The organism is Pseudoruegeria sp. SK021 (assembly GCF_002119405.1).
Classification (GTDB): domain Bacteria; phylum Pseudomonadota; class Alphaproteobacteria; order Rhodobacterales; family Rhodobacteraceae; genus Meridianimarinicoccus.
On the sequence record NZ_MTBG01000010.1, the window covers coordinates 19815 to 41034 of the forward strand.

Genomic DNA, 21220 nt, shown 5'->3' on the forward strand with positions numbered 1-21220 from the left:
CGCAGCGTGGCGTCCCAGCCCCGGTCCCATTTGGCAGCGACCATCTGTTGACAGGTCTTTCGTCAAAAGCAGGGCGGGGCGGTGTCCTTCGGCTTGCAGGCGGGCTGAGGGGGCGCTAAAGCGGCGGCATATTCACGGATCTGACGAACGGAGAGTGCTGATGTCGATTGATACCGACACCGCGGCCCGGGTGGCCAAACTGGCCCGGATCAGGGTGGAAGACCAAGATCTCCCCGCGCTGGCCAACGAATTCAACGGCATTCTCGGGTTTATCGAGCAACTTGCCGAGGTTGACGTTGATGGGGTCGAACCGATGACGTCGGTGACGCCGATGCGTCTGAAGCGGCGCGATGACGTGGTCACCGATGGCGACCAACAACCTGCAGTTCTGGCCAATGCCCCGGATGCGCGGGAAGGATTTTTCGCAGTGCCGAAGGTGGTTGAGTGATGTCTGAACTGTCCAAACTGACCCTTGCCGACGCCCGTGACCGGTTGCGCGCCAAAGACGTGACGTCGGCAGAACTGACCGAAGCCTGTTTGACTGAGATCAGCGGCGCAGGCGCCCTGAATGCGGTGGTGCATACCACGGCCGAGATCGCCCGCGCTCAGGCTGCTGCTGCTGATGCGCGGCTTGCGGCTGGAGACGCGCCAGCCATGTGCGGCATTCCCATCGGCATCAAGGACCTGTTTTGTACCAAAGGTGTGGCCAGTCAGGCCGCCTCGGCCATTCTGGACGGGTTCAAGCCGGAATATGAATCGACCGTGACGAGCCAACTTTGGTCTGCCGGTGCTGTGATGCTGGGCAAGCTGAACATGGATGAGTTTGCCATGGGCTCCAGCAACGAGCATTCCGTCTATGGTGCGGCGATCAACCCGTGGCGGCGCGATGGCGATGAAACCCGCCTGACGCCGGGCGGCTCGTCCGGGGGATCGGCCTCGGCCGTGGCGGCGGACTTGTGTCTGGCGGCGACGGGCACCGATACCGGTGGCTCGATCCGGCAACCGGCGGCCTTCACCGGCATCACCGGTTTGAAGCCAACCTATGGCCGTTGTTCCCGTTGGGGCATCATCGCTTACGCCTCCTCGCTGGATCAGGCCGGGCCGATGACCAAGACCGTCCGCGATGCGGCGATCATGCTGGGGGCGATGGCGGGCCATGACCCCAAGGACAGCACCAGTGCCGATCTGGCCGTGCCGGATTTTGAAGCTGCGCTGACCGGCGATATTCGCGGCCAGAAGATTGGCATTCCGCGCGAGTACCGGGTGGAGGGGCTGAACCCCGAGATCGACAAGCTTTGGGCGGACGGAGCCGAGATGCTGCGCGATGCGGGGGCTGAGATCGTTGATATCTCATTGCCGCATACCAAATACGCGCTGCCGGCTTATTACGTGATTGCTCCGGCTGAAGCGTCGTCCAATCTGGCGCGCTATGACGGGGTGCGGTTTGGCCACCGCGCCAAGCTGGCGCATGGCGATGGCATCACCGAGATGTATGAGAAGACCCGCGCCGAAGGTTTCGGCAGCGAGGTGCAGCGGCGGATTATGGTCGGCACCTATGTGCTGTCGGCAGGGTTCTACGATGCCTATTACAATCGGGCGCGGAAAGTTCGGACACTGATCAAGCGCGACTTCGAGACGGTGTTTGCCGACGGGATCGACGCGATTCTGGCTCCGGCGACGCCATCGGCGGCCTTTGGGCTGGGCGAAATGAGCGATAGCGACCCGGTGCAAATGTATCTGAACGATGTCTTTACCGTCACGCTGAACTTAGCCGGGTTGCCGGGCATCAGCGTGCCCACCGGCATCGACAGCACCGGCCTTCCCTTGGGGCTGCAACTGATCGGCCAGCCGTGGCAAGAGGGCGCGTTGCTGAATCAAGCGCTTGTTTTGGAACAGGCGGCTGGCTTTTCCGGCAAACCGGCGCGATGGTGGTAGCCAAGACAGGGTCGGAACGGAGACAGATATGCGATTGATGTGGGCATTGGCTGCGGCCGGACTAGTGGCGGGATGCAGTGGGTCGGTTCCGGATTCGGGAAGTCCGGTTTTTCTGGAGCCGGTCTCGCCCGAGGCCCGCGCCCAACGTGATGTGCTACTTCAAGGCGGCGGTGCGTCATCCGGGACCGTCGGCTTGCAGCCGTCCTCTGTTCCCAGTGAGGCCGCGGTCAATCCTGCGGCTCAGACCGCAGGCGTCAGTCCGGCCCAAACCGCTGGTGTCAGCCCGGTTCAGACCACAACACTGACGTCCACGGCGACGGCGGCATCGACCGCGGCGCCCAGTTCATATCAGGTCGTGTCGCCCAAGCCGGTGCCAAGCCGGCCGTCAGGCAGTGCCCCCAGCGTGGCAGGATATGCCCTAGAGACCACCCATGCGCCGGGGACCACGGTCTATCAGCGCAACGCCAGCTCAACGGAACGCAGCGACCGAGCTTGCGCCCGCTATGCGTCTGACGATCTGGCACAAGCCGCGTTTCTACAAACCGGCGGTCCGGCAGAGGATGGGCAGGGGCTGGATCCCGATGGCGACGGATTTGCCTGTGCTTGGGATCCCGAGCGGTTTCGTCAGGCCATTAAGTGACACGCGAAGGGGCGGTTTGGCATCCGTCACCGAATTTTGGGCCGCGGCGGCAAGCCGTCAGGCCGGATCTGATTGTCATCCATTACACCGCCATGGCCAGCGCCGAGGCTGCGCTGGCGCGCCTGTGTTCTGATGCGCATGAGGTTTCGGCCCATTTCCTGATTGGCCGCGATGGCACCCTGTGGCAGTTGGTCGATGATGACCAACGGGCTTGGCATGCTGGGGCCGGGTCGTGGGGGGCGGTGACGGACGTAAATTCGCGCTCCATCGGGATCGAGTTGGATAATTCCGGTCAAACTCCGTTCTCGGCGCCGTTGATGGCGCGGCTCGAACCACTGCTGGCCGGGCTGATGTCAGACTGGCGCATTCCGCCCGAGCGGGTGATTGGCCATTCAGATATGGCGCCAACGCGAAAATTTGACCCCGGTGCGCGATTCGATTGGCGCCGTTTGGCACGGCAAGGGGTGTCGATTTGGCCCGAGTTGGGTCACGGCGATGCCGGGCAGGCGGACTTCCCCACCATGGCGGCCGCGTTTGGATACCCAATGGCGGCCTCACAGGCGTGCCTGACGGCGTTCCGGTCGCGCTTTCGCCCTTGGGCGTGTGGACCCGAAGATGCCGTGGACAGGGCGCTGATCACGGCGCTGGCGCGGCGCTATCCCGTTGACGGCGGCGGCGCGAGCGCCTAGATGGCCCTCATGTGCGGATGGCTGGGTGACTGCGGGCGGTAACGTCCGAGGAAAGTCCGGACTCCATGAAGAAACGGTGCCGGGTAATGCCCGGCCGGGGCAACCCGAGGGAAAGCGCCACAGAAAACAAACCGCCAGCGGCGGGTCGGCGTCAGTCGATACCACCGCGGGTCAGGGTGAAACGGTGGGGTAAGAGCCCACCGCGGGACTGGCAACAGAACCGGCACGGCAAGCCCCACCGGGAGCAATGCCAAATAGGGACCTTGCGTTTGCCCTTAGGGGCGGCAGGCATCTTCAGCCCAGAGGTCCGGGTTGGCAGCTAGAGCGCGTCGGCAACGGCGGGCCAAGATGAATGGTCATCCAAGGGGGCAACCCCGGGACAAAATCCGGCTTACAGGCCATCCGCACAATTTTCCCAGCAAATTTCCGCCACGGCGGGACGCAATTGGGCTGTGCTACGCGCGAATCGTGCTACCAATTCGACGGGTCCGTCCTGAGGCCTTCGGAAGGGAGATACTCAATGAGTTTCATGAAGACACTTGCCACTTTGGCTGCTGGAGTCGCTGCGGCAAAGGGCATGGACAAGTACAAGCAGATGGGCGGGATGTCCGGCATGCAAGAGATGTTCAAAGGTATGAGCGGCCCGGGTGGCGCAGGCGGTATGACTGACCAGATCGGCCAGATGGCCGAGAAGCTGGGAATCCCCGGCGGAAGCAAAGCCGTCTCTGATATGTTGGCCTCCTTCGGTTTGGGCGGTGCGTCCACAGGCGGGACGTCCCAGCAGGCCGGGGCAGCCGGATTGGGCGGCTTGATGTCCGCGATGACCGGCGCCGCAGCGGCCGGTGGGCAGCAGGCTGATAACCTTTTGGACGGTCTATTCAAGAATACGCCGGTGTCCATGGCGGCCGAAGACAATGCCAAGCTGATGATCCGGGCGATGATTCAGGCGGCCAAGGCCGATGGCGAGATCGACAAAGACGAGCAGGCTAAGATTCTAGAGGCTCTGAAAGACGCGCCCGCCGATGAAGTTGCCTATGTCAAAGCGCAACTGGCAGCGCCGGTGGATGTGATGGCGCTGGCCAAGGATGCAACCGGGGCGGCGAAGGCCCAAGTCTATTCCACCTCGCTTTTGGCCATTAAGGTCGATAGCCCGGTCGAGGTTGCCTATCTCAAGCAACTTTCGCAGGCTTTGGGTCTGAGTGATGAGGCTCGCAATCAGGTGCACGCCGCCATGGGGCTGCCGCCGCTGCCAGCTTAATTCTACAGATACACCGCTGACGTTTCTTATCCTCTTGACACCCGCGCCCTAATCCTTAAAACGCGGGCTTCAAGGATTTTTACGGGTGGTCTTTCCGCCCGGTTGAGGAGCACGACTATGGCGAAGCCTACCACAATCAAGATCCGCCTGAACTCGACCGCGGGAACCGGCCATTTCTATGTGACCAAGAAAAACGCCCGCACGATGACCGAGAAGATGGCGGTTAAGAAATATGACCCCGTTGTGCGCAAGCACGTGGAGTATAAGGAAGGCAAGATTAAGTAAATCTTGCTGATCCAACGATCTTAAAAGGCCGCGCAATTTGCGCGGCCTTTTTCGTTGGTCAATGGCAGTGTGGCTTATGGTTTTCGGAAACGCGGCAGGGGGTCTTTCGGAACCCCTCGGGCGCGTCATTGCGGACGCTGCACCCGAGAGTGGATGGAAGGGGCGGTCGCCCTGTGCTGGTCGGTCAGAGGGCAGGGCGGCGCCAGAGCGGCCCGCCGCATCGATCAGGCGACGGCAGGGCCGTTTTAGCGCCCGGTCATAAGTCCCATGTGCAGCGGTGCGGCCCCGCGGGTCTCTGCAACGAAAAAGGCCAGCCCGAAGGCTGGCCTGATCCAAGGTCTTTGGCGTCGCGATTAGTTGCGGTTGCCCATAAATTGCAGCAAGAACATGAACATGTTCAGGAAATCGAGGTAGAGGCTAAGCGCGCCCATGATCGCCGATTTCCCGAGCCATTCCTGATCGCCCGTCGCAGCCATCTGCAGGTAGGTGTTCTTGATCTTCTGGGTGTCATACGCGGTCAGACCAGCAAAGATCAGCACGCCGATCACCGAGATCGCGAAAGACATGGCCGAAGACGCCACGAACATATTGATGATCATCGCGACGAACAGGCCAACCAGACCCATCATCAGGAAGGTCCCCATCGCGCTGAGGTCTTTCTTGGTCGTGTAGCCGTACAGGCTGAGCGACGCGAAAGCGATCGAGGTCACGACGAATGTTGTCACGATCGACATGCCGGTGAAGACAAGGAAGATCGAACTGATCGACAGGCCCATGACGGCGGCAAACGCATAGAACACGGTCTGCGCGGTCGCAGCCGACATCCGGTTGATACCGGCGCTAAAGCCAAACACGAAGGCCAGCGGCGCGAACATGATCACCCATTTCAGCGGCGACATATAGAGCGCAGCGCCAAGGCTGGTCAGATAGGTGTCCGCGCCCATCTGCGCGACGGCACCGGTCGGATCACTGGTGACCGCAAGCCCGGACACCGCCCAAGAGACCAGCGCGGTGATCAGCATGCCGATCGACATGGTCGCGTAGACTTTGTTCATGTAAGCGCGAAGGCCTACGTCGATTTGCGCTGTCCGGGTGCCTGCACCTGCGCCAGCCCGGATCGTTTGAAAATCAGCCATTAATTCCCTCCTGAACATTCCTATGAACGGAGCACAAAACGGCACCGTACTTGTCTTTGAATATCGGGAACCAGACCGCCTTTTTCAAGCAAGTGTTGTCGGAAATTAGATGAATTTACACGATTCTGCATGGTTTTTGGTGCCTTGCGTGGCGGGGTGTCTCAGAAGTGACCGCTCCCGTCAGCAGATGCGCCCTGAATCGTTTGGTTTTTGCGGGGCAAAGCATGCGGTCCATGGGCGATAAAGCCCGGGGTTTGCGCCAGCATGTTGTGGTTGCGGCGCGGACGGTCCGCAGGTGGGCTGCGCTCTTGTGCCCGAGTGGCAGCGAAAGTGGCACGGGCGGCATCTGTAAACCCTTTCTTTTTTGTGATGTCACGACTATCACCAATTGGAAATGGTGATACCTTCTTTGCCTTGGTCTGAAAGGCAACGGCGTGTGACATGAGACGATAGGACCGGTGATATGGTGCGTGCCCTTGATTTAACTGCCCTAAAATCCTTTGTGGCCGTTGCCGATGCCGGTGGGGTCACCCGGGCGGCGAATCTGCTCAATCTGACGCAATCGGCGGTCTCTATGCAGATGAAGCGTCTGGAAGATTCGTTGGGTGTGGCGCTGCTCGACCGCACGGCGCGGACGGTCAGCCTGACCACGGCAGGCGAGCTTTTGCTGAGCTATGGCCGCCGGATGCTGGAAATGAACGATGAAATCGTCAGCCGTCTGACCGATACCCATTTTGAAGGAGAATTGGTTCTGGGCGTGCCACATGACCTGGTCTTTCCGCACATCCCGGCGATCATGCAGCGGTTTAACGCCGAATTTCCGCGCATGCGGGTGCAACTTTTGTCGTCCTACACCCGGTTCTTAAAGGAAAAGTACGCGCGTCGGGAATGCGACGTGATTCTGACCACGGAAGAAACCTATGGTGAGGATGGCGAGACGCTGACGCATTTGCCGCTGGTCTGGGTGGGAGCGCCGGGCGGATCGGCGTGGAAGACCCGGCCGTTGCGTTTGGCGTTTGAGAAAGCCTGCATTTTCCGTGCGCCGGTTCAGGCGGCGTTGGATAAGGCTGGAATCGGCTGGGAAATTGCGGTCGAATCGGATTCTACCCGCACCATTGAGGTCAGCGTCTCGGCCGATCTGGCGGTTACCGCCATGATTGCGGGTATGGCCGCCACGTATCTCGAAGAGATCCCTGTTAAACACCATCTTCCGACGCTGCCGACCCGCCAAATCAACCTCTATGTGTCGCGGCGGGACAAATCGCTGCCGCGGGACCGGATGGCTGACCTGTTGCGTCAGGCCTATACCTCGGCGGGTCAGTCCTTGGGGCGGGTGGCCTGAAGCGAAACCACCACCTTGCCGGTGGAGCGGCGCGTGCGCAGCATCTCCATTGCCTCAGCAGCACGGTCCAGAGGCAACACCGCGTGAATCTGCGGCGACAATGCCCCGTCCTGATACCAAGCCAAAAGGGTGGTCAGGCTGTCCGTCACGACCTCAGGCGCGAAGGCGAGATAGCCGCCCCAGTAAAGCCCATGCACTGTGATGTTTTTGACCAGAATGTAATTTGCCGGGATTTGTGGGATTTGCCCGGCGGCAAACCCGATGACCAGATACCGCGCCCCGGGATTGCAGGCGCGCAACGCGGTGCTGAACAACGGATCGCCAACGGCGTCATAGACAACGTCGACACCGCCGAGCGCCTTTAAGGCGGTGCGCAAATCCGTGCGGTCGCTGTCCAGAACCTCGTCGGCCCCGGCAGCCTTGGCGATCTCTAGCTTGGACGCGCCGCGGGCGCAGGCGATCACGCGCGCGCCCATCTTGTGCCCGATTTCGACCGCGGTCAGGCCAACGCCGCCAGCGGCCCCCAATACCAGCAGGGTCTCACCGGGCAACAGAGCGGCGCGATGCGCCAGCGCAAGGTGTGAGGTGCCATAGGCAATCTGAAACGCTGCGCCATGCTCATAGCTCATGTTTGGCGGCAGGGTGACGCAGCGGTCGGCGGGTACTGTGGCGTATTCTGCCAAGCCGCCATGTCCGGCCACGACCGCCACCCGGGTGCCGGGTGCCGGACCCGAGACTGCGGAACCCCCTTTCGTCACTTCGCCCGCGAATTCCATTCCCAAGGTAAACGGGACCGGCGGTTTTTCCTGATAGGTCCCCTGAACCATCAGTAAATCTGCGAAATTCAAGCCGCAGGCGGCGACCCGAATTTGCACCTCATGGGGGGCGGGCTCGGGTCGGGGGCGCGTGACCAGTTGCGGGGGACTGCCGATTTTGTCCAATTCGAACGCGCGCATGATGGTCCCTCTTTGTCCTCACTGATCTCAGTATAGCCTCTGGGAGACTATGGAAAAGGCTGCATGCTGGACCGGCGTTAAAGACGTTGTGCCGCGCAGCATGATTGTCGGGCGTGACATTGCGTCGGCTCAGCTTTAGCGTCCGGGCCAAACCAATCAGACGGATCATGGTATGACTGAACAGGATGTGCAGGCTCAAAGCTTGCGGCGCACGGCGTATCGGCTTGCGGATGTGGCGCGCCGAATTTCGCTGGAATATTTCCGAAACCCGGCGCTGGTCGCAGATAACAAGGCGGTTGGCGGCTTCGATCCGGTCACACAAGCGGATCGCGCCTGCGAACTGGCCATGCGTGAGGTTCTGGCGGCAGACCGGCCCGACGATGCAATTGAGGGCGAAGAATTCGGCCCCAAGTCAGGGACGTCGGGGTTGCGCTGGGTGCTGGACCCAATTGACGGAACACGGGGGTTTCTTTCCGGCACGCCGACATGGGGCGTGCTGATTGCGGTTTGCGATGACACGGGTCCAATATTCGGTGTGATTGATCAGCCTTATATCGGCGAGCGCTTTGAGGGGGGCTTCGGCGGTGCACGTCTCAGCCGCGGCGCGGTCGAGACACCTTTGCGCACCCGAAACACCCAGAATTTGGCAGATGCGATCCTGTTTTCGACCTTTCCCGAAGTGGGCACCAAAGACGAAGGGGCCGCCTTTGCCACAGTTGCCCGGGCAGTCAAGTTGACGCGCTATGGCATGGATTGTTACGCCTATGGGCTGATGGCTTTGGGACAGATCGATCTGGTCATTGAGGCCGGGTTGCAGCCCTATGATGTGCTGGCCCCGATCGCGGTGGTTGAAGCCGCGGGGGGGATTGTTACCGACTGGCAGGGTCGACCGGCCCATGGTGGTGGGCGGGTACTTGCCGCGGCAAATCCGGCGATCCATACGCAGGCGCTGGCCATGTTGTCGACCTGCCCAGAGGCCGCAGCATGAGCGATTTGCTGATCCGGCGTGCACGCTGCGTTGTGACGATGGATGATGCGCGGCGCGAGCTTTCCGATGCCGATATCCTGTGCCGGGACGGCGTCATCGTCGCCATCGGGCAGGGGTTAGAGGCGGGGACCGCGCAGGTGGTGTCTGCCGAAGGCTGTCTGGTCACGCCGGGGTTGATCAACACCCATCACCATCTGTTCCAGACCCTGACCCGGGTCGTCCCGGCCGGGCAGGACGCATTGTTGTTCGGCTGGTTGAAGACTCTCTATCCGATCTGGGCACGGTTTGGGCCTGATGAAATCCGGACCTCGGCCCTGATTGGGCTGGCCGAATTGGCCTTGAGCGGCTGCTCGTTAACGTCTGATCACCTGTATCTCTTTCCAAATGGCGCGCGTTTGGATGACAGCATCGATGCGGCGCAGCAGATCGGTGTTCGGCTGCTGGCGACGCGGGGTGCCATGAGCATCGGCGAATCTGACGGTGGGTTGCCCCCGGACAGTCTGGTCGAGGCGGAATCCGCCATCCTGAACGACTGTATCCGGGTGATCGACCGCTATCATGATGCGGCACCGGGGGCGATGATCCAAGTCGGGGTGGCGCCCTGTTCGCCGTTTTCGGTCAGTCGCGAGTTGATGCGCGATGCGGCGATGCTGGCGCGGGATAAGGGCGTGCGGTTGCACACGCACTTGGCCGAGAACGACGAAGATATTGCGTATAGCCTTGCCAATTTCGGCTGCCGTCCCGGCCAATATGCCGAGGATCTGGGCTGGACCGGCGATGACGTCTGGCACGCGCATTGCGTTAAACTGGACGCGCATGAGATCGACTTGTTCGCCCGCAGTCGCACCGGTGTGGCCCATTGCCCCTGTTCGAATTGTCGGCTGGGGTCGGGCATTGCGCCGGTTCGCGCCATGCGAGACGCCGGCGTTCGGGTCGGTCTGGGCGTGGATGGATCGGCCAGCAACGATTCCGGCAACCTGTTGTCCGAGGCGCGGCAGGCGATGTTGCTGCAACGGGTGGCCAATGGCGCCGATGCGATGTCGGTGCGGGAAACTCTTGAGATCGCCACGCGGGGTGGCGCTGAGGTTTTGGGGCGGCAGGATTTGGGGCAGCTCAGTCTGGGGATGAGGGCCGATATCGCGGTCTGGGACATGACCGGCATTGAGGCGGCGGGGGCGTGGGACCCGGTGGCAGCCTTGCTGCTGTCCGGGCCGCTGCGGGTCCGCGATCTCTTTGTCGAGGGGCGCGCTGTGGTTTCCGGCGGTCAGCTTATGACGCTGGATCTTGCCCGCACGATTTCCGACCAAAACCGGCTAGTTGCCCGGTTAATGGACAACTAATCTCCGCGAAAGGCGGTTTTTGGGATTTCACGTCGATACCCCAAAACCGCCAGACGACACTGGTGTTAGCTGGACCAAGTCCGAACCGGGCCGGAATCCATATGTACGAAATTGGATTTGTAGTACCGTCCGACACCGCCGGCAGACACGGCCGCTGCGGCCTTGGCCATTTGCGACACGCTGCGATTCTTCAGGCGTAAATCGGCGGCTTGGCCGTTCATGTGCAGCGATTTTTTCGCAACCCGGCTTGAGTTGCCGCGCAACATCGCATTGGTATGCGGCGTGCGGTACCCGGACAGAAGCAGATAGGGCTCGTCCACTTCCAAAAGCTTATGCGATGCGGCCATAATGTCGATGGCCCGGGGGTCGATGGCGATGGCCTTGTTCTCGCGCCAGTCGCGCATGAAATAGTTCACCTCGGCCAGCGCATCTTTCACATATTTGCCGTCGACCCAGTAAATCAGGTCAAGCGATTCTCCGGTTCGGCCGGAATACATGTTGATGCGTCGGATATCTCCTGCACCGCGAAGGAACCCGAATGCGTTGGCATACGTTGGGACTGCAACAACGGCGCTTGCCGCGAATGCCCCAAGAATGCCACGGCGTCGTAGGTCTGGCTGCCCCGCCTGACTTGAACGTTTCATATCCTGACTGCCTCTTTTATTGGCTGAGTTTCCAGCCTTTATTAAGTTTCTGTCCCACCGCATCTTCCGTCGCACAAGATCCGTATTCCGCCAACGAGTATACTGGGCCGCCGCCGCGAGAGTGGAAACTCGGCAAGAATTTGCCTATATGCTGCTTAAAATTGAGGCATTCGGTAACCATCTTTCGTTACCATCTTTCGTTGCAGATTTGAAACAGGGCGGTTTCGATCGTCACGTTGGCATTTTGTTTGCAGTACAAAGCTAAGAAGGAGTGAGACTACGGTGTTTGTGTGCCGACATTTCAAGGGACGACCATGACTGCATTGTTTCCGAAAACCAGCATATTTCGTATCGTTGCGGCGTTTGTTTTAAGCCTTTCTTCGATGCCGGCGTTTGCCCAAGGTGCCGATGTGGCGCTGCGACAGGCGATTGCCGCTGAAGTGTCCTCCGATCCCGTCTTGACAACATTTTATGAGGGGCGCGGCTATGCGCCGTTCTGGGTCGGTGACGCCCCGGTCGATGAGGTCAGGCTGCGGGAACTCATGATCGCATTGGACGGTGCTGGCTATCACGGTCTTCCGGTCGCTGCATATGACCCCGGCCGCTTGAGCAATATGGTGCGGTCGGCGCGCACAGTTGCGGACCAAGGCCGGGCCGATGCGATCCTCAGTCGGGCGTTTTTGGATTATGCGCAGGATGTCCAAAGTGGTGTTCTGAACCCGGTCCGGGTCAATGACGAAATCAAAAGAACCGCTCCCCGACGCGATCCACTGACCACCCTCACGGCCTTTGAAAGCAGCGTCCCAAGCGCGTTTCTCAAGGCATTGCCGCCGCAATCGGCCAATTACGCCCGATTGATGGCTGACAAAATTCGTCTTGAGCGGCTCATTGATGCTGGCGGCTGGGGGGAAACTGTTCCCGGAACCAAGATGGAATATGGCCAATCCGGCCCGCAGATCGTTGCGCTGCGCAATCGTTTGATTGCTATGGGCTATGCAAACCGAAGCCCCTCGGCCAGTTTTGACGATGCCTTGCGCAGCGCGGTTGCGGCATTCCAGGGCGATCATGGGTTGTTGCAGGATGGGGTGGTCGGCCCCGGCACGCTGGGCGAATTGAACACAAGCGCCGAAGCGCGGTTGCAGCAGGTCATCGTCGCGATGGAGCGGGAACGGTGGATGAATTTCCCGTTGGGGGACCGGTACATCTGGGTGAATATCCCCGATTTCCATGTTCGAATTATCGATAACGGGCGCACGACCTTTGAAACCCGCTCTGTTGTTGGGCAAAACCAATCGACGCACCGCACCCCTGAATTTTCGGATGTGATGGAATATATTGTCGTCAATCCAACGTGGAATGTGCCTCGCTCAATTACGACACGGGAATACCTGCCGATGCTGCAGGCCAATCCGAACGCGGTGTCGCATTTGCAACTGCTCGATACTAACGGCACCCCGGTGGATCGGACGTCCATCGATTTTACCAGCTACACTGCGCGGACCTTTCCGTTTCGCCTGAAAGAGCCACCAAGTGATGGAAACGCCTTGGGCAAGGTCAAGTTCATGTTTCCAAACGCGAACAATATCTATCTGCATGACACCCCGTCCAAATCCCTATTTGCCCGTGAACAGCGCGCCTATAGCCACGGGTGTATCCGGCTTGGGGACCCGATGGATTTTGCCCATGCGCTGCTGGCGCGCCAGAGCGATAAACCCGAGGCGTTGATGCAGGCCAAGTTGAACACCAACCGCGAAACGGTGGTTAACCTTGAGCAATCGGTGCCAGTGCATCTGGTCTATCAGACCGCATTCACCCAAGCGAAAGGGCCGATTCAATTCCGTCGCGACGTCTATGGCCGCGATCAGCAGATCTTTGATGCCCTTGCACGCGCCGGGGTTTCCCTTCGTGCCGTCGGAGGGTAAACCTTCGACGATCTATGCGTCGCATGCGGGGACCCGATGACCTTTAGTCTGAACGAGATTGCCACGGCTCTTGGAGCCCGGATTGAGGGCGACGGCAGCTTGCGTATTTCTGGCGCGTCCGAGCCGGCATCGGCTGGCGCGCAGGACCTTGCCTTGGCGATGGACCCAAAATACGCTGCGCGCCTGTCCGAAGGCGCCGCGCGGGCTGCCATCCTTTGGGACGGGGCTGACTGGAAATCCTATGGATTGGCGGCAGCGGTGTTCGTGCCGCGCCCCCGCTATGCCATGGCGGGTGTAACCACCTTGCTTGATCCGGGTCCGGAGATCGCCCCGGGGGTCCATCCGACTGCGTATGTCGATCCAAGCGCGGTGCTTGGTGAGGGTGTTGCCATCGGTCCGAACGCCGTCATCGGTGCGCGTGTGAGGCTGGGGAAGGGGGTGCGGATCGGGCCGCTTACTTCGGTTGCTGAGGATGCGGTTCTGGGCGACGCGGTGCTGCTCTATGCTGGTGTTCGGGTCGGGGCACGGGTGCGGCTGGGCAACCGGGTGATTTTGCAGCCGGGCGCGGTGATCGGCGCGGACGGGTTTTCCTTTGTGACGCCTGAAAAATCCCGCGTCGAAGGGGTGCGCGAAAGTCTTGGCGCAGAGAAGGCCAATTTGGCGCAATCTTGGACCCGAATTCATTCTCTGGGCACGGTCGAGATCGGTGATGACGTGGAAATCGGCGCGAACTCCACCGTAGATCGCGGCACGATCCGCGCAACCACAATCGGTCGCGGGACCAAACTCGATAACCTCGTGCAGATCGGCCATAACGTCCAGATCGGCGAAGATTGCCTTTTGTGTGGTCTTGTCGGCGTCGCCGGATCGACGCGGATCGGGAACCGTGTGGTGCTTGCGGGACAATGCGGTGTGAATGACAATATATTCATCGGAGACGATGTCGTGGCGGGCGGCGGGACGAAAATTTTCACAAACGCCCCGGCTGGGCGGGTTCTTTTGGGCTATCCGGCAGTGAAAATGGCGACGCATATCGAATCCTACAAAGCGCTGCGCCGATTGCCGCGCTTGTTCCGAGAGGTTGCTGCTTTGCAAAAAGCGGTTTTAAAAGGTGACCAAACCAACTAAGGGACCACTGGATGCGGTCCGAGGGTGCAGGCATGAGCGTTAAGACCAAAGTGATGGAGATCATTGCCGAACAGGCAGTTCTTGATGTGAAGGACGTGACTCCGGAAAAAACCCTTCAGGAACTGGGGATCGACAGTCTGGGACTGGTCGAAAGCATCTTCGCAATCGAAGAAGCGTTCGACATTCAGGTGCCTTTCAACGCGAACGACCCGCACGCGGGTGAGTTTGACGTGTCCTCCGTGGCTTCTGTTGTTCAGGCGGTTGAAAACCTGGTTGCAGCACAATCGCAATGAAGCGGGTTGTCATCACCGGTCAGGGCAGCATCAATGCACTTGGCAATACTGTTCCCGAAACCCTTGAGGCTATGCGCGAAGGTCGGTGCGGCATCGGCCCGCTGGATATTCGCGATGTCGACCGTCTGTCGATCCAGATTGGCGGACAAGTTCGCGGCTACGATCCCGAGGCGCGCTTCAACCGACAGCAGATCGCATTGTACGACCGGTTCACGCAATTTACTTTGCTGGCGGCGGAAGAGGCGATCACCCAGTCTGGTTTGACCTTTGCGGGTGAATTGGCGGCGACCTCGGGCGTCGTGCTGGGCACCGCCGGTGGCGGGGTTAACACGTGGGATGACAATTACCGGACCGTCTATGAAGACGGAAAAAACCGGGTGCATCCCTTCGTCGTGCCTAAACTCATGAACAACGCGGCGGCCAGCCACGTCTCCATGCGGTATAATCTCAAAGGGCCGAGTTTTACTGTCGCCACCGCCTGTTCGTCATCCAATCATGCGATGGGCCAGGCCTTTCAACTGATCCGCTGCGGTGCGGCGAAGGCGATGGTGACGGGCGGGTCGGAATCGATGCTGTGCTTTGGCGGGATCAAGGCTTGGGAAGGGCTGCGCGTGATGTCGCGTGATGCCTGCCGCCCATTTTCCGCCAATCGCAACGGCATGGTTCAAGGGGAAGGCGCGGCCCTGTTCGTGTTCGAGGAATACGAGCATGCCCGGGCGCGCGGTGCAGATATTCTGGCCGAAGTGATCGGCTTTGCCATGACGTCGGATGCGTCCGACATCGTGATGCCGTCCAAGCAAGGCGCGGCGCGGGCCATTCAAGGGGCGGTGACGGACGCGCGGATTCCGCTGGATGCCGTTGGCTATATCAACGCGCACGGCACCGGAACCGCGGCGAATGACAAAACCGAATGCGCGGCGGTGGCCGATGTGTTTGGTGCTCATGCGGATCGGTTGATGATCTCGTCCACGAAATCGATGCACGGTCACGTCATAGGTGGCACCGGCGCGATTGAGCTTTTGGCCTGTATTATGGCGGTGCGGGATGGGGTCATTGCCCCCACCATTGGCTATGAAGAGCCCGACCCGGAATGTGCGCTGGACGTTGTTCCCAACACTGCACGCGATGCCCATGTTGAGGTCTGTCTGTCCAACGCTTTCGCGTTTGGCGGGTTGAATGCTGTTCTGGCGCTGAAACGTATCTGAGAGACGCGCCTGCCATTGGCAAGGCGCGCCCCATTTGGGTTATTTCGACAGCGAATTGAAGCCTGCGGTAAACCCCGCCAGTGAGACGTTCACGGTCACTTGTTGGTTCGGCGCAGCAACGGGCACGATTGTGATTTTCGCTTCTTTACCGCCCCGGAATGCAGCCAGTTCTTCTGCCGATAGCCCGATTTGCGCCACGCAGCCGATCTGGCTGCAGAACGTGTAAGGATAGACGCGTGCTTCAGCCCCATCGATGGACAAGGTCAGGTTGCGCGTCAGTAGCGTTTCCAGCGGGGTGATGATGGATGCGCCCGCGGCGATACCGGGCCGGTCCAATGGGAAAATGTTGATTTCGGCGGTGCGGGTGCCTTGCGCGTCCATCAATGTCTGGTGAATCTCGCACGGGTCAGGGGCATCGTCGACGCGAATGCAGCGATTGACCCAGTCGGTGAAGCTGTCGCCGCCATAGGTCTCGCCCGGCTGGACGTCATCACGGCTGCGCGGACCGGCGGCCACAGGGGCCTCGGCGGGGGCTGCGGCAGGTTGATCTACCGGCGCGGCGTCAGGGGTGGTGTCTTGTGCAGAGGCCGGCAGCGCGACGGCGCAGAGAATACCGGATAGCAAAAGGGCGGCAGGCAAACGTGACATGCAAGGGGCTCCCAAAGGTTCTTGTCTGTTGCTCGGGTACCACGTTGCCGTCGGGCTGTCAGGTCGAAAGATTTGGGGGTTTCAAATGAAATAAAGGGCCCCGATGAGGCCCTTTATCCCTTAGTTTTCCCTGTCGGACTGGCCGACTTATCGTTGACGCGAACGCTAATGTGACTCGATTGAACGGTCAACAGCGGAATTGTGCCGAAAGGCATCGCGCAGAAAAAGACCGCGCCTTTCAGCGCGGCCAGTCAACAGGGAGGAACGATCCCAGCGCACGAGACGCTATGGATCCTGCTGTGATCATGGCAAAAATAGGTTAACGATCGATGTGCGGCGCTGATGACCTGTTGGTCAGGTCCGGGTGGTGCTTGAAACCGGAGACAGCTTGATCTGGGTGATCCGGTTGTTTTCTCGTGCGACTACCTCAAATCGGAAGCCGTGGAAGATAAAGACCTGCCCAACCACCGGGATCATCTGCGCTTCGTGGATGACAAGGCCCGCAACCGTGTTGGCTTCGTTGTCGGGCAAAGACCACTCTCGCGCACGGTTGACGTCGCGGATCGTCATCGCGCCATCCACGAGGTACTTACCGTCGGGGGCGCGTTCGATGAAATCTTCAACACTGGTGTCAAATTCATCGGTGATTTCGCCGACAATCTCTTCAAGGATATCTTCGAGGGTAATCAGCCCCTGCAAATCGCCATACTCATCCACCACCAAGGCAAAATGGGTATGCCGTTTCAGGAATTGCCGCATTTGATCGTCGAGGGTTGTGGTTTCGGGTACGAAATACGGCTTTCGCGCCACCGCCATCAGATCGAAATCCCGCAACTGATCGCCTGTGGCGCCTGACTGCTCCCGTTCTTCATGTACAGCGCGCAGAAGATCTTTGGCATGGATGACGCCGATGATATTCTCGGGATCGTCCTTGAACACTGGCAGACGCGTGTGGGGCGACTGCAATGCTTGGGCCAGTATCTTTTCCGGCGACAACGCCGCATCGATCATTTCAATGTTAGACCGATGCCGCATGATTTCTTCGACGGTCCGTTCGCGCAGGTCCAACGCCCCCAGAAGGCGATCGCGGTCTTCCTTTTCGACGATGCCTTCGGAATGTCCAAGGGTCAGGGTGCCGACAATTTCTTCGCGCACCGACAGGATTTGGCTGTCGGGGTCCACATGCAGACCAAAGAGCCGCAGCATGCCGCGCACCACGAACCGCACCATCCCGACCACCGGCGACAACACGGCAACTACGACGCTGATCAGCGGCGCCGACAGGGAGGCCGCCTTTTCGGGGCTTGAAATGGCATAGGTCTTCGGCAGGACTTCGGACAGAACCAGCACGAGGATTGTCATGACCAATGTGGCAATCGCAACGCCGGAATCGCCAAAAACCCGGGTAAACAACGCGGTGGCAAGCGATGTTGCCATGATATTGGCCAAATTGTTGCCCAAAAGGATGCTGCCGATCAACCGTTCTGTGTCTTCGGTCAGCTTCAAAGCAACACCGGCCCCGCGGGATCCGTTATCGGCCATCGTGCGCAATTTTCCGCGCGAGGCTGCGGTTAGTCCGGTTTCAGACCCGGAAAAGAATCCCGAGCAGACAAGCAGCAGCACAATTACGGTTGCCGTGCCCCAGAATGCCAGATCCAGCTCTGCCACGATGAACTCCATTCTGCTTTTGTTTGTACAATCCAAGCTATGTTATGAAGGCGCGGACAGGGCACTGCAAGGGAGGCGCGCATGAAACAGCGTTGGATCGATTTGGGCGATTTGGGCGCACGCGCTTTGGTTTTTGGCGGCGCGTGTTCCAATTTTCAGGCCACGCAGGCGCTTTATCGGTGCGCGGCGGAATTGGGGTTTACGCCGTCTCAGATTATTTGCACCGGCGATACAGTCGCCTATTGTGCTGACCCGGTGGCAACCGTGGGTTTGATCCGGCAATCTGGTGGGCCGGTGATTGCTGGCAATTGCGAGCGTCAGCTTGCGGACGGGGCCGGAACCTGCGGATGCGGGTTTGCGCCGGGATCGACCTGTGACCGGCTATCGATGGGCTGGTTCGCTCATGCGGATCGCTTGATCGACGCGGATACCCGCGACTGGATGGCGGCGCTGCCTGAATTTTTGGTGATGACGGTTGGCGGGCGGCGCTGTGCCGTGCTGCATGGCGGCGCGACTGACATCAGCCGATTTTTGTGGCCTGATAGTTGTGATCAAGATTTTATGTGCGAAATAGACGCTATTCGCGCGTTGGTTGGGCCAGTGGATACGGTTCTTGCTGGCCATAGCGGTGTCGCGTTCCACCGGCGGGTTGAGGGGATTGACTGGATCAATGCCGGGGCGATTGGCATTCCGCCGCATGACGGGGGCCCCGACACGCGATACGCAAGTATCAGCGCCGACGGCCCGGTCTTTCACCGACTGTCCTATGATGCACGAATTGCGGCTATGGCGATGACGGATGCGGGTTTGACGCAGGGCTATGAAGCCACACTTATGTCAGGAATTTGGCCCAGTGAAGAGGTCTTGCCCGCGTCGTTGCATAGGGATGCAACAATTCAGAGAATTTGGTGTTAAAATTGCCGTTTTGTTCAAGAATTTTATTGCTTGAGCGGGGCGCGTGCGTAGTATCGACAGACGATATAAGCATCGGCCGGTAATGAGCCGATCACAAAAATCTGGGAGGATACTACCACATGGATCGACGTTCATTCTTACGGAATTCGGCGCTTGGCGGATCGGCCGCTGCGGCGTCAGCATTGGCGGCTCCGGCCTATGCGCAAGGTTCGGCAAAAACGCTGACCATGGTCACCACGTGGCCGCGCGGTTTGGCAGGCGTTTGGGATTCCGTAGAACGGTTTTCGGACAATGTTGCTGGAATTACCGGCGGTTCGCTAATCATTGACGCCAAGGGTGCCGGCGAACTGGTCGGCGCGTTGGAATCCTTCGATGCCGTGGCGTCGGGTCAGGCCGACATCTATCACGGGGCGGATTACTACTGGGTCAACCAAAGCCCGGCATGGGCGTTTTTCACCGCAGTTCCCTTCGGGATGACCGCGCCAGAGCTAATGACGTGGTATTACGGCCAAGGCGGTATGGCCAAGCACCATGAACTGGGCGAGATTTTCGGAATTCGCCCATTCCTCGCGGGTCAAACTGGTGCTCAGGGTGGCGGATGGTTCCGAAAGGAAATCAACTCTCCAGAGGATTTCCAAGGTCTTAAGTTCCGGATGCCCGGCCTTGGCGGCAAAGCCATGGGCGAATTGGGCGCATCGGTTCAAAACCTTCCCGGCGGTGAGATTTACCAAGCCCTTGCCAGCGGCGCGCTTGACGGCACCGAATGGATCGGGCCGTGGTCGGACGAACGCCTTGGCCTTCAGGAAGTGTGTAAATACTACTATCCTGCCGGTTTCCATGAACCGGGCGCGGGCCTGTCGGTCGGCTGTAACTTGGATGTTTTCAGCGGTCTGTCGCCCGAACATCAAAAAGCGATCGAGATCGCAGCTGCAGAGGCGCATCAGCACAACTATGCCCTGTTCATTGCGAATAACGGCCCTGCAATGAAGCGGCTGGTGGCAGGCGGAACCAAAGTTCAGGAATTCTCGCCTGAGATTTGGGACGCGTTTGGGGCGGCCTCAGTGTCGGTCCTGCAAAGCTTCATGGATGACGAGATTTTCGCTGACGTCTTTGAAAGCGCCATGAACGGCATGACTGAATCGTCGGACTGGATGCAGAAATCCGACAGCCTCTACACCTTACAACGCAACCGCGTTCTCGCGGCCATGTGATAGCACCACTGGTCCCGGTTTTTCCGGGACCAGTGGTATGTGGATTATCCGTGTCGCGATGGGTGCGACGCGGTTAATTCCCTATCGGTGTGCGGACGAAAGGACCTCCGATGTTCGACGGTATCCTGTGGATTCTGACTCAATTTGTCATGGCCTTCTACAATTTCGCCTATGCGGTCCTGCATCCGGGTCTCTGGTTAAATTGGGGGAATCCTGAGGCCATCATGAGGTTTGCCTATTACGGCGGCTCGGTTCAGCTTTTCTTTGTCTTCTTCGCGTTCTTTGTCGTTCTGACAGTCGTTGGATTGTGGCGAAGACAGGTGCTTTGGGGCTTCGTTCGCTGCGGGGAATGGTTCGGAAATTCAGTCGGCCGCGCGGCAGCTTGGGTCGGGCTGGTGATGGTGCTGCAACAGACCATCATCGTATTTCTGCAGCGGGTGTTTCTGGTTTCAGAGATTTCGGTAGGCCCGTTCGGAAAGGTGTTTACCAAGGATCTCAGTTGGTTCAGCGAAGAACTTAAACTCTACAATGCCGCGATCGTGGCTCTGTGCTGCGCCTATACCTTTATTCAGGGCGGCCACGTTCGGGTTGATCTGGTCTATGGCGCGGTGTCGCGGCGGGCAAAGAAGATCATCGATATGGTGGGGTGTTTGGTGTTCATGATCCCCGTGCTGGTACTGACCTGGCTTTACGCCTGGTTCTTCCTGTGGCGGCACCTGATCACACCGAATATTTCCGCGTCGGACAAGATAGAGCTTTTGATGCGCAAGGCACGGATTGTGAAATGGAATGTGGAAACCATTGGGTTCTCGCCCAATGGGTTCAACGCCTATTTCCTGTTCAAAATCTTGATCGTCGCCTTTGTGTTCATGATGGTGATTCAGGCCATGACCTTCTTCTATAGGAATTTGTTGGAACTGCTGGAAGGTGAACAGGCTGACGGGCGCTATCATGATCCCGACACGCTGGACGATGACATCGCCGAGCAAGTTGCCAGCATTCATTAAAAGGGACGGG

The 21220-nt window shown here is 59.4% G+C and carries 21 protein-coding genes and 1 other RNA gene; 17 read left to right on the top strand and 5 right to left on the bottom strand.

The window, feature by feature from the left end:
• Positions 1-160: 160 nt before the first annotated feature.
• From gatC to rpmG, 7 genes are all read left to right on the top strand, one after another.
• Entirely contained in the window at positions 161-448 is a 288-nt protein-coding gene (gene gatC, locus BV911_RS08275) for an Asp-tRNA(Asn)/Glu-tRNA(Gln) amidotransferase subunit GatC (RefSeq protein ID WP_086053135.1), read from the top strand.
• Positions 448-1935, top strand: a complete 1488-nt coding sequence (gene gatA / locus BV911_RS08280) for an Asp-tRNA(Asn)/Glu-tRNA(Gln) amidotransferase subunit GatA (protein WP_086053136.1) — start codon at positions 448-450, stop codon at positions 1933-1935. The genes gatC and gatA overlap by 1 nt, the downstream gene beginning before the upstream one ends.
• Before the next feature lie 28 nt (positions 1936-1963).
• A complete protein-coding gene (locus BV911_RS08285; RefSeq protein ID WP_086053137.1) occupies positions 1964-2575 on the top strand; it encodes a hypothetical protein in 612 nt (203 codons plus the stop codon).
• Positions 2572-3264, top strand: coding sequence for an N-acetylmuramoyl-L-alanine amidase (locus BV911_RS08290; RefSeq protein ID WP_086053138.1), 693 nt, complete (start codon positions 2572-2574; stop codon positions 3262-3264). Before BV911_RS08285 ends, BV911_RS08290 begins: the two co-directional genes overlap by 4 nt.
• A gap of 13 nt (positions 3265-3277) precedes the next feature.
• Positions 3278-3674: RNase P RNA component class A (gene rnpB, locus BV911_RS08295), an RNA gene on the top strand.
• Between the two features lie 110 nt (positions 3675-3784).
• The gene (locus BV911_RS08300; protein ID WP_086053139.1) at positions 3785-4522 is read left to right on the top strand and encodes a DUF533 domain-containing protein; all 738 of its coding nucleotides are present in this window, start codon (positions 3785-3787) and stop codon (positions 4520-4522) included.
• Between the two features lie 117 nt (positions 4523-4639).
• Positions 4640-4807 carry a 50S ribosomal protein L33 gene (gene rpmG, locus BV911_RS08305; RefSeq protein WP_047995749.1) on the top strand — a complete coding sequence of 56 codons (168 nt, stop codon included), beginning with the start codon at positions 4640-4642 and terminating at the stop codon, positions 4805-4807.
• A 353-nt stretch (positions 4808-5160) separates the two neighbouring features.
• On the opposite strand, the gene BV911_RS08310 is transcribed toward rpmG, so the two are convergent.
• Positions 5161-5943, bottom strand: coding sequence for a Bax inhibitor-1/YccA family protein (locus BV911_RS08310; protein WP_086053140.1), 783 nt, complete (start codon positions 5941-5943; stop codon positions 5161-5163).
• A gap of 463 nt (positions 5944-6406) precedes the next feature.
• On the opposite strand from BV911_RS08310, the gene BV911_RS08320 reads away from it, so the two are divergent.
• Positions 6407-7285, top strand: coding sequence for a LysR family transcriptional regulator (locus tag BV911_RS08320; RefSeq protein WP_086053142.1), 879 nt, complete (start codon positions 6407-6409; stop codon positions 7283-7285).
• On the opposite strand, the gene BV911_RS08325 is transcribed toward BV911_RS08320, so the two are convergent.
• Positions 7261-8241 carry an NADPH:quinone oxidoreductase family protein gene (locus BV911_RS08325; RefSeq protein WP_086053143.1) on the bottom strand — a complete coding sequence of 327 codons (981 nt, stop codon included), beginning with the start codon at positions 8239-8241 and terminating at the stop codon, positions 7261-7263. The genes BV911_RS08320 and BV911_RS08325 overlap by 25 nt on opposite strands.
• A gap of 172 nt (positions 8242-8413) precedes the next feature.
• On the opposite strand from BV911_RS08325, the gene BV911_RS08330 reads away from it, so the two are divergent.
• The gene (locus BV911_RS08330) at positions 8414-9229 is read left to right on the top strand and encodes an inositol monophosphatase family protein (protein ID WP_086053144.1); all 816 of its coding nucleotides are present in this window, start codon (positions 8414-8416) and stop codon (positions 9227-9229) included.
• Positions 9226-10569 carry an 8-oxoguanine deaminase gene (locus BV911_RS08335; protein WP_086053145.1) on the top strand — a complete coding sequence of 448 codons (1344 nt, stop codon included), beginning with the start codon at positions 9226-9228 and terminating at the stop codon, positions 10567-10569. The genes BV911_RS08330 and BV911_RS08335 overlap by 4 nt, the downstream gene beginning before the upstream one ends.
• A gap of 65 nt (positions 10570-10634) precedes the next feature.
• On the opposite strand, the gene BV911_RS08340 is transcribed toward BV911_RS08335, so the two are convergent.
• A complete protein-coding gene (locus BV911_RS08340) occupies positions 10635-11213 on the bottom strand; it encodes a DUF882 domain-containing protein (RefSeq protein WP_086053146.1) in 579 nt (192 codons plus the stop codon).
• A gap of 314 nt (positions 11214-11527) precedes the next feature.
• Here BV911_RS08340 and BV911_RS08345 point away from each other — a divergent pair, with 314 nt between their 5' ends.
• Genes BV911_RS08345 through BV911_RS08360 form a run of 4 tightly spaced genes read left to right on the top strand, consistent with a single transcriptional unit; the run spans position 11528 to position 15761 of the window.
• Complete coding sequence (locus BV911_RS08345) at positions 11528-13135, top strand: murein L,D-transpeptidase (protein ID WP_086053147.1); 1608 nt, start codon at positions 11528-11530, stop codon at positions 13133-13135.
• A gap of 36 nt (positions 13136-13171) precedes the next feature.
• Positions 13172-14263: a UDP-3-O-(3-hydroxymyristoyl)glucosamine N-acyltransferase gene (lpxD, locus tag BV911_RS08350; protein WP_086053148.1), complete on the top strand. Its 1092-nt coding sequence runs from the start codon at positions 13172-13174 to the stop codon at positions 14261-14263.
• Between the two features lie 32 nt (positions 14264-14295).
• The gene (locus BV911_RS08355; RefSeq protein WP_086053205.1) at positions 14296-14556 is read left to right on the top strand and encodes an acyl carrier protein; all 261 of its coding nucleotides are present in this window, start codon (positions 14296-14298) and stop codon (positions 14554-14556) included.
• Positions 14553-15761, top strand: coding sequence for a beta-ketoacyl synthase (locus tag BV911_RS08360; protein ID WP_086053149.1), 1209 nt, complete (start codon positions 14553-14555; stop codon positions 15759-15761). Before BV911_RS08355 ends, BV911_RS08360 begins: the two co-directional genes overlap by 4 nt.
• 39 nt (positions 15762-15800) lie before the next feature.
• On the opposite strand, the gene BV911_RS08365 is transcribed toward BV911_RS08360, so the two are convergent.
• Positions 15801-16409, bottom strand: coding sequence for an invasion associated locus B family protein (locus BV911_RS08365; protein ID WP_086053150.1), 609 nt, complete (start codon positions 16407-16409; stop codon positions 15801-15803).
• Between the two features lie 354 nt (positions 16410-16763).
• Positions 16764-18089, bottom strand: coding sequence for an HlyC/CorC family transporter (locus tag BV911_RS08370; RefSeq protein WP_086053151.1), 1326 nt, complete (start codon positions 18087-18089; stop codon positions 16764-16766).
• 69 nt (positions 18090-18158) lie between these two features.
• On the opposite strand from BV911_RS08370, the gene BV911_RS08375 reads away from it, so the two are divergent.
• The 3 genes from BV911_RS08375 (at position 18159) to BV911_RS08385 (ending at position 21210) form a co-directional block, all read left to right on the top strand.
• Positions 18159-18992 carry a metallophosphoesterase gene (locus BV911_RS08375; protein ID WP_086053152.1) on the top strand — a complete coding sequence of 278 codons (834 nt, stop codon included), beginning with the start codon at positions 18159-18161 and terminating at the stop codon, positions 18990-18992.
• A 119-nt stretch (positions 18993-19111) separates the two neighbouring features.
• Positions 19112-20203, top strand: coding sequence for a TRAP transporter substrate-binding protein (locus BV911_RS08380; RefSeq protein WP_086053153.1), 1092 nt, complete (start codon positions 19112-19114; stop codon positions 20201-20203).
• Positions 20204-20313: 110 nt separating this feature from the next.
• Positions 20314-21210: a TRAP transporter small permease subunit gene (locus tag BV911_RS08385; protein WP_086053154.1), complete on the top strand. Its 897-nt coding sequence runs from the start codon at positions 20314-20316 to the stop codon at positions 21208-21210.
• The last annotated feature ends 10 nt before the right edge of the window (positions 21211-21220 follow it).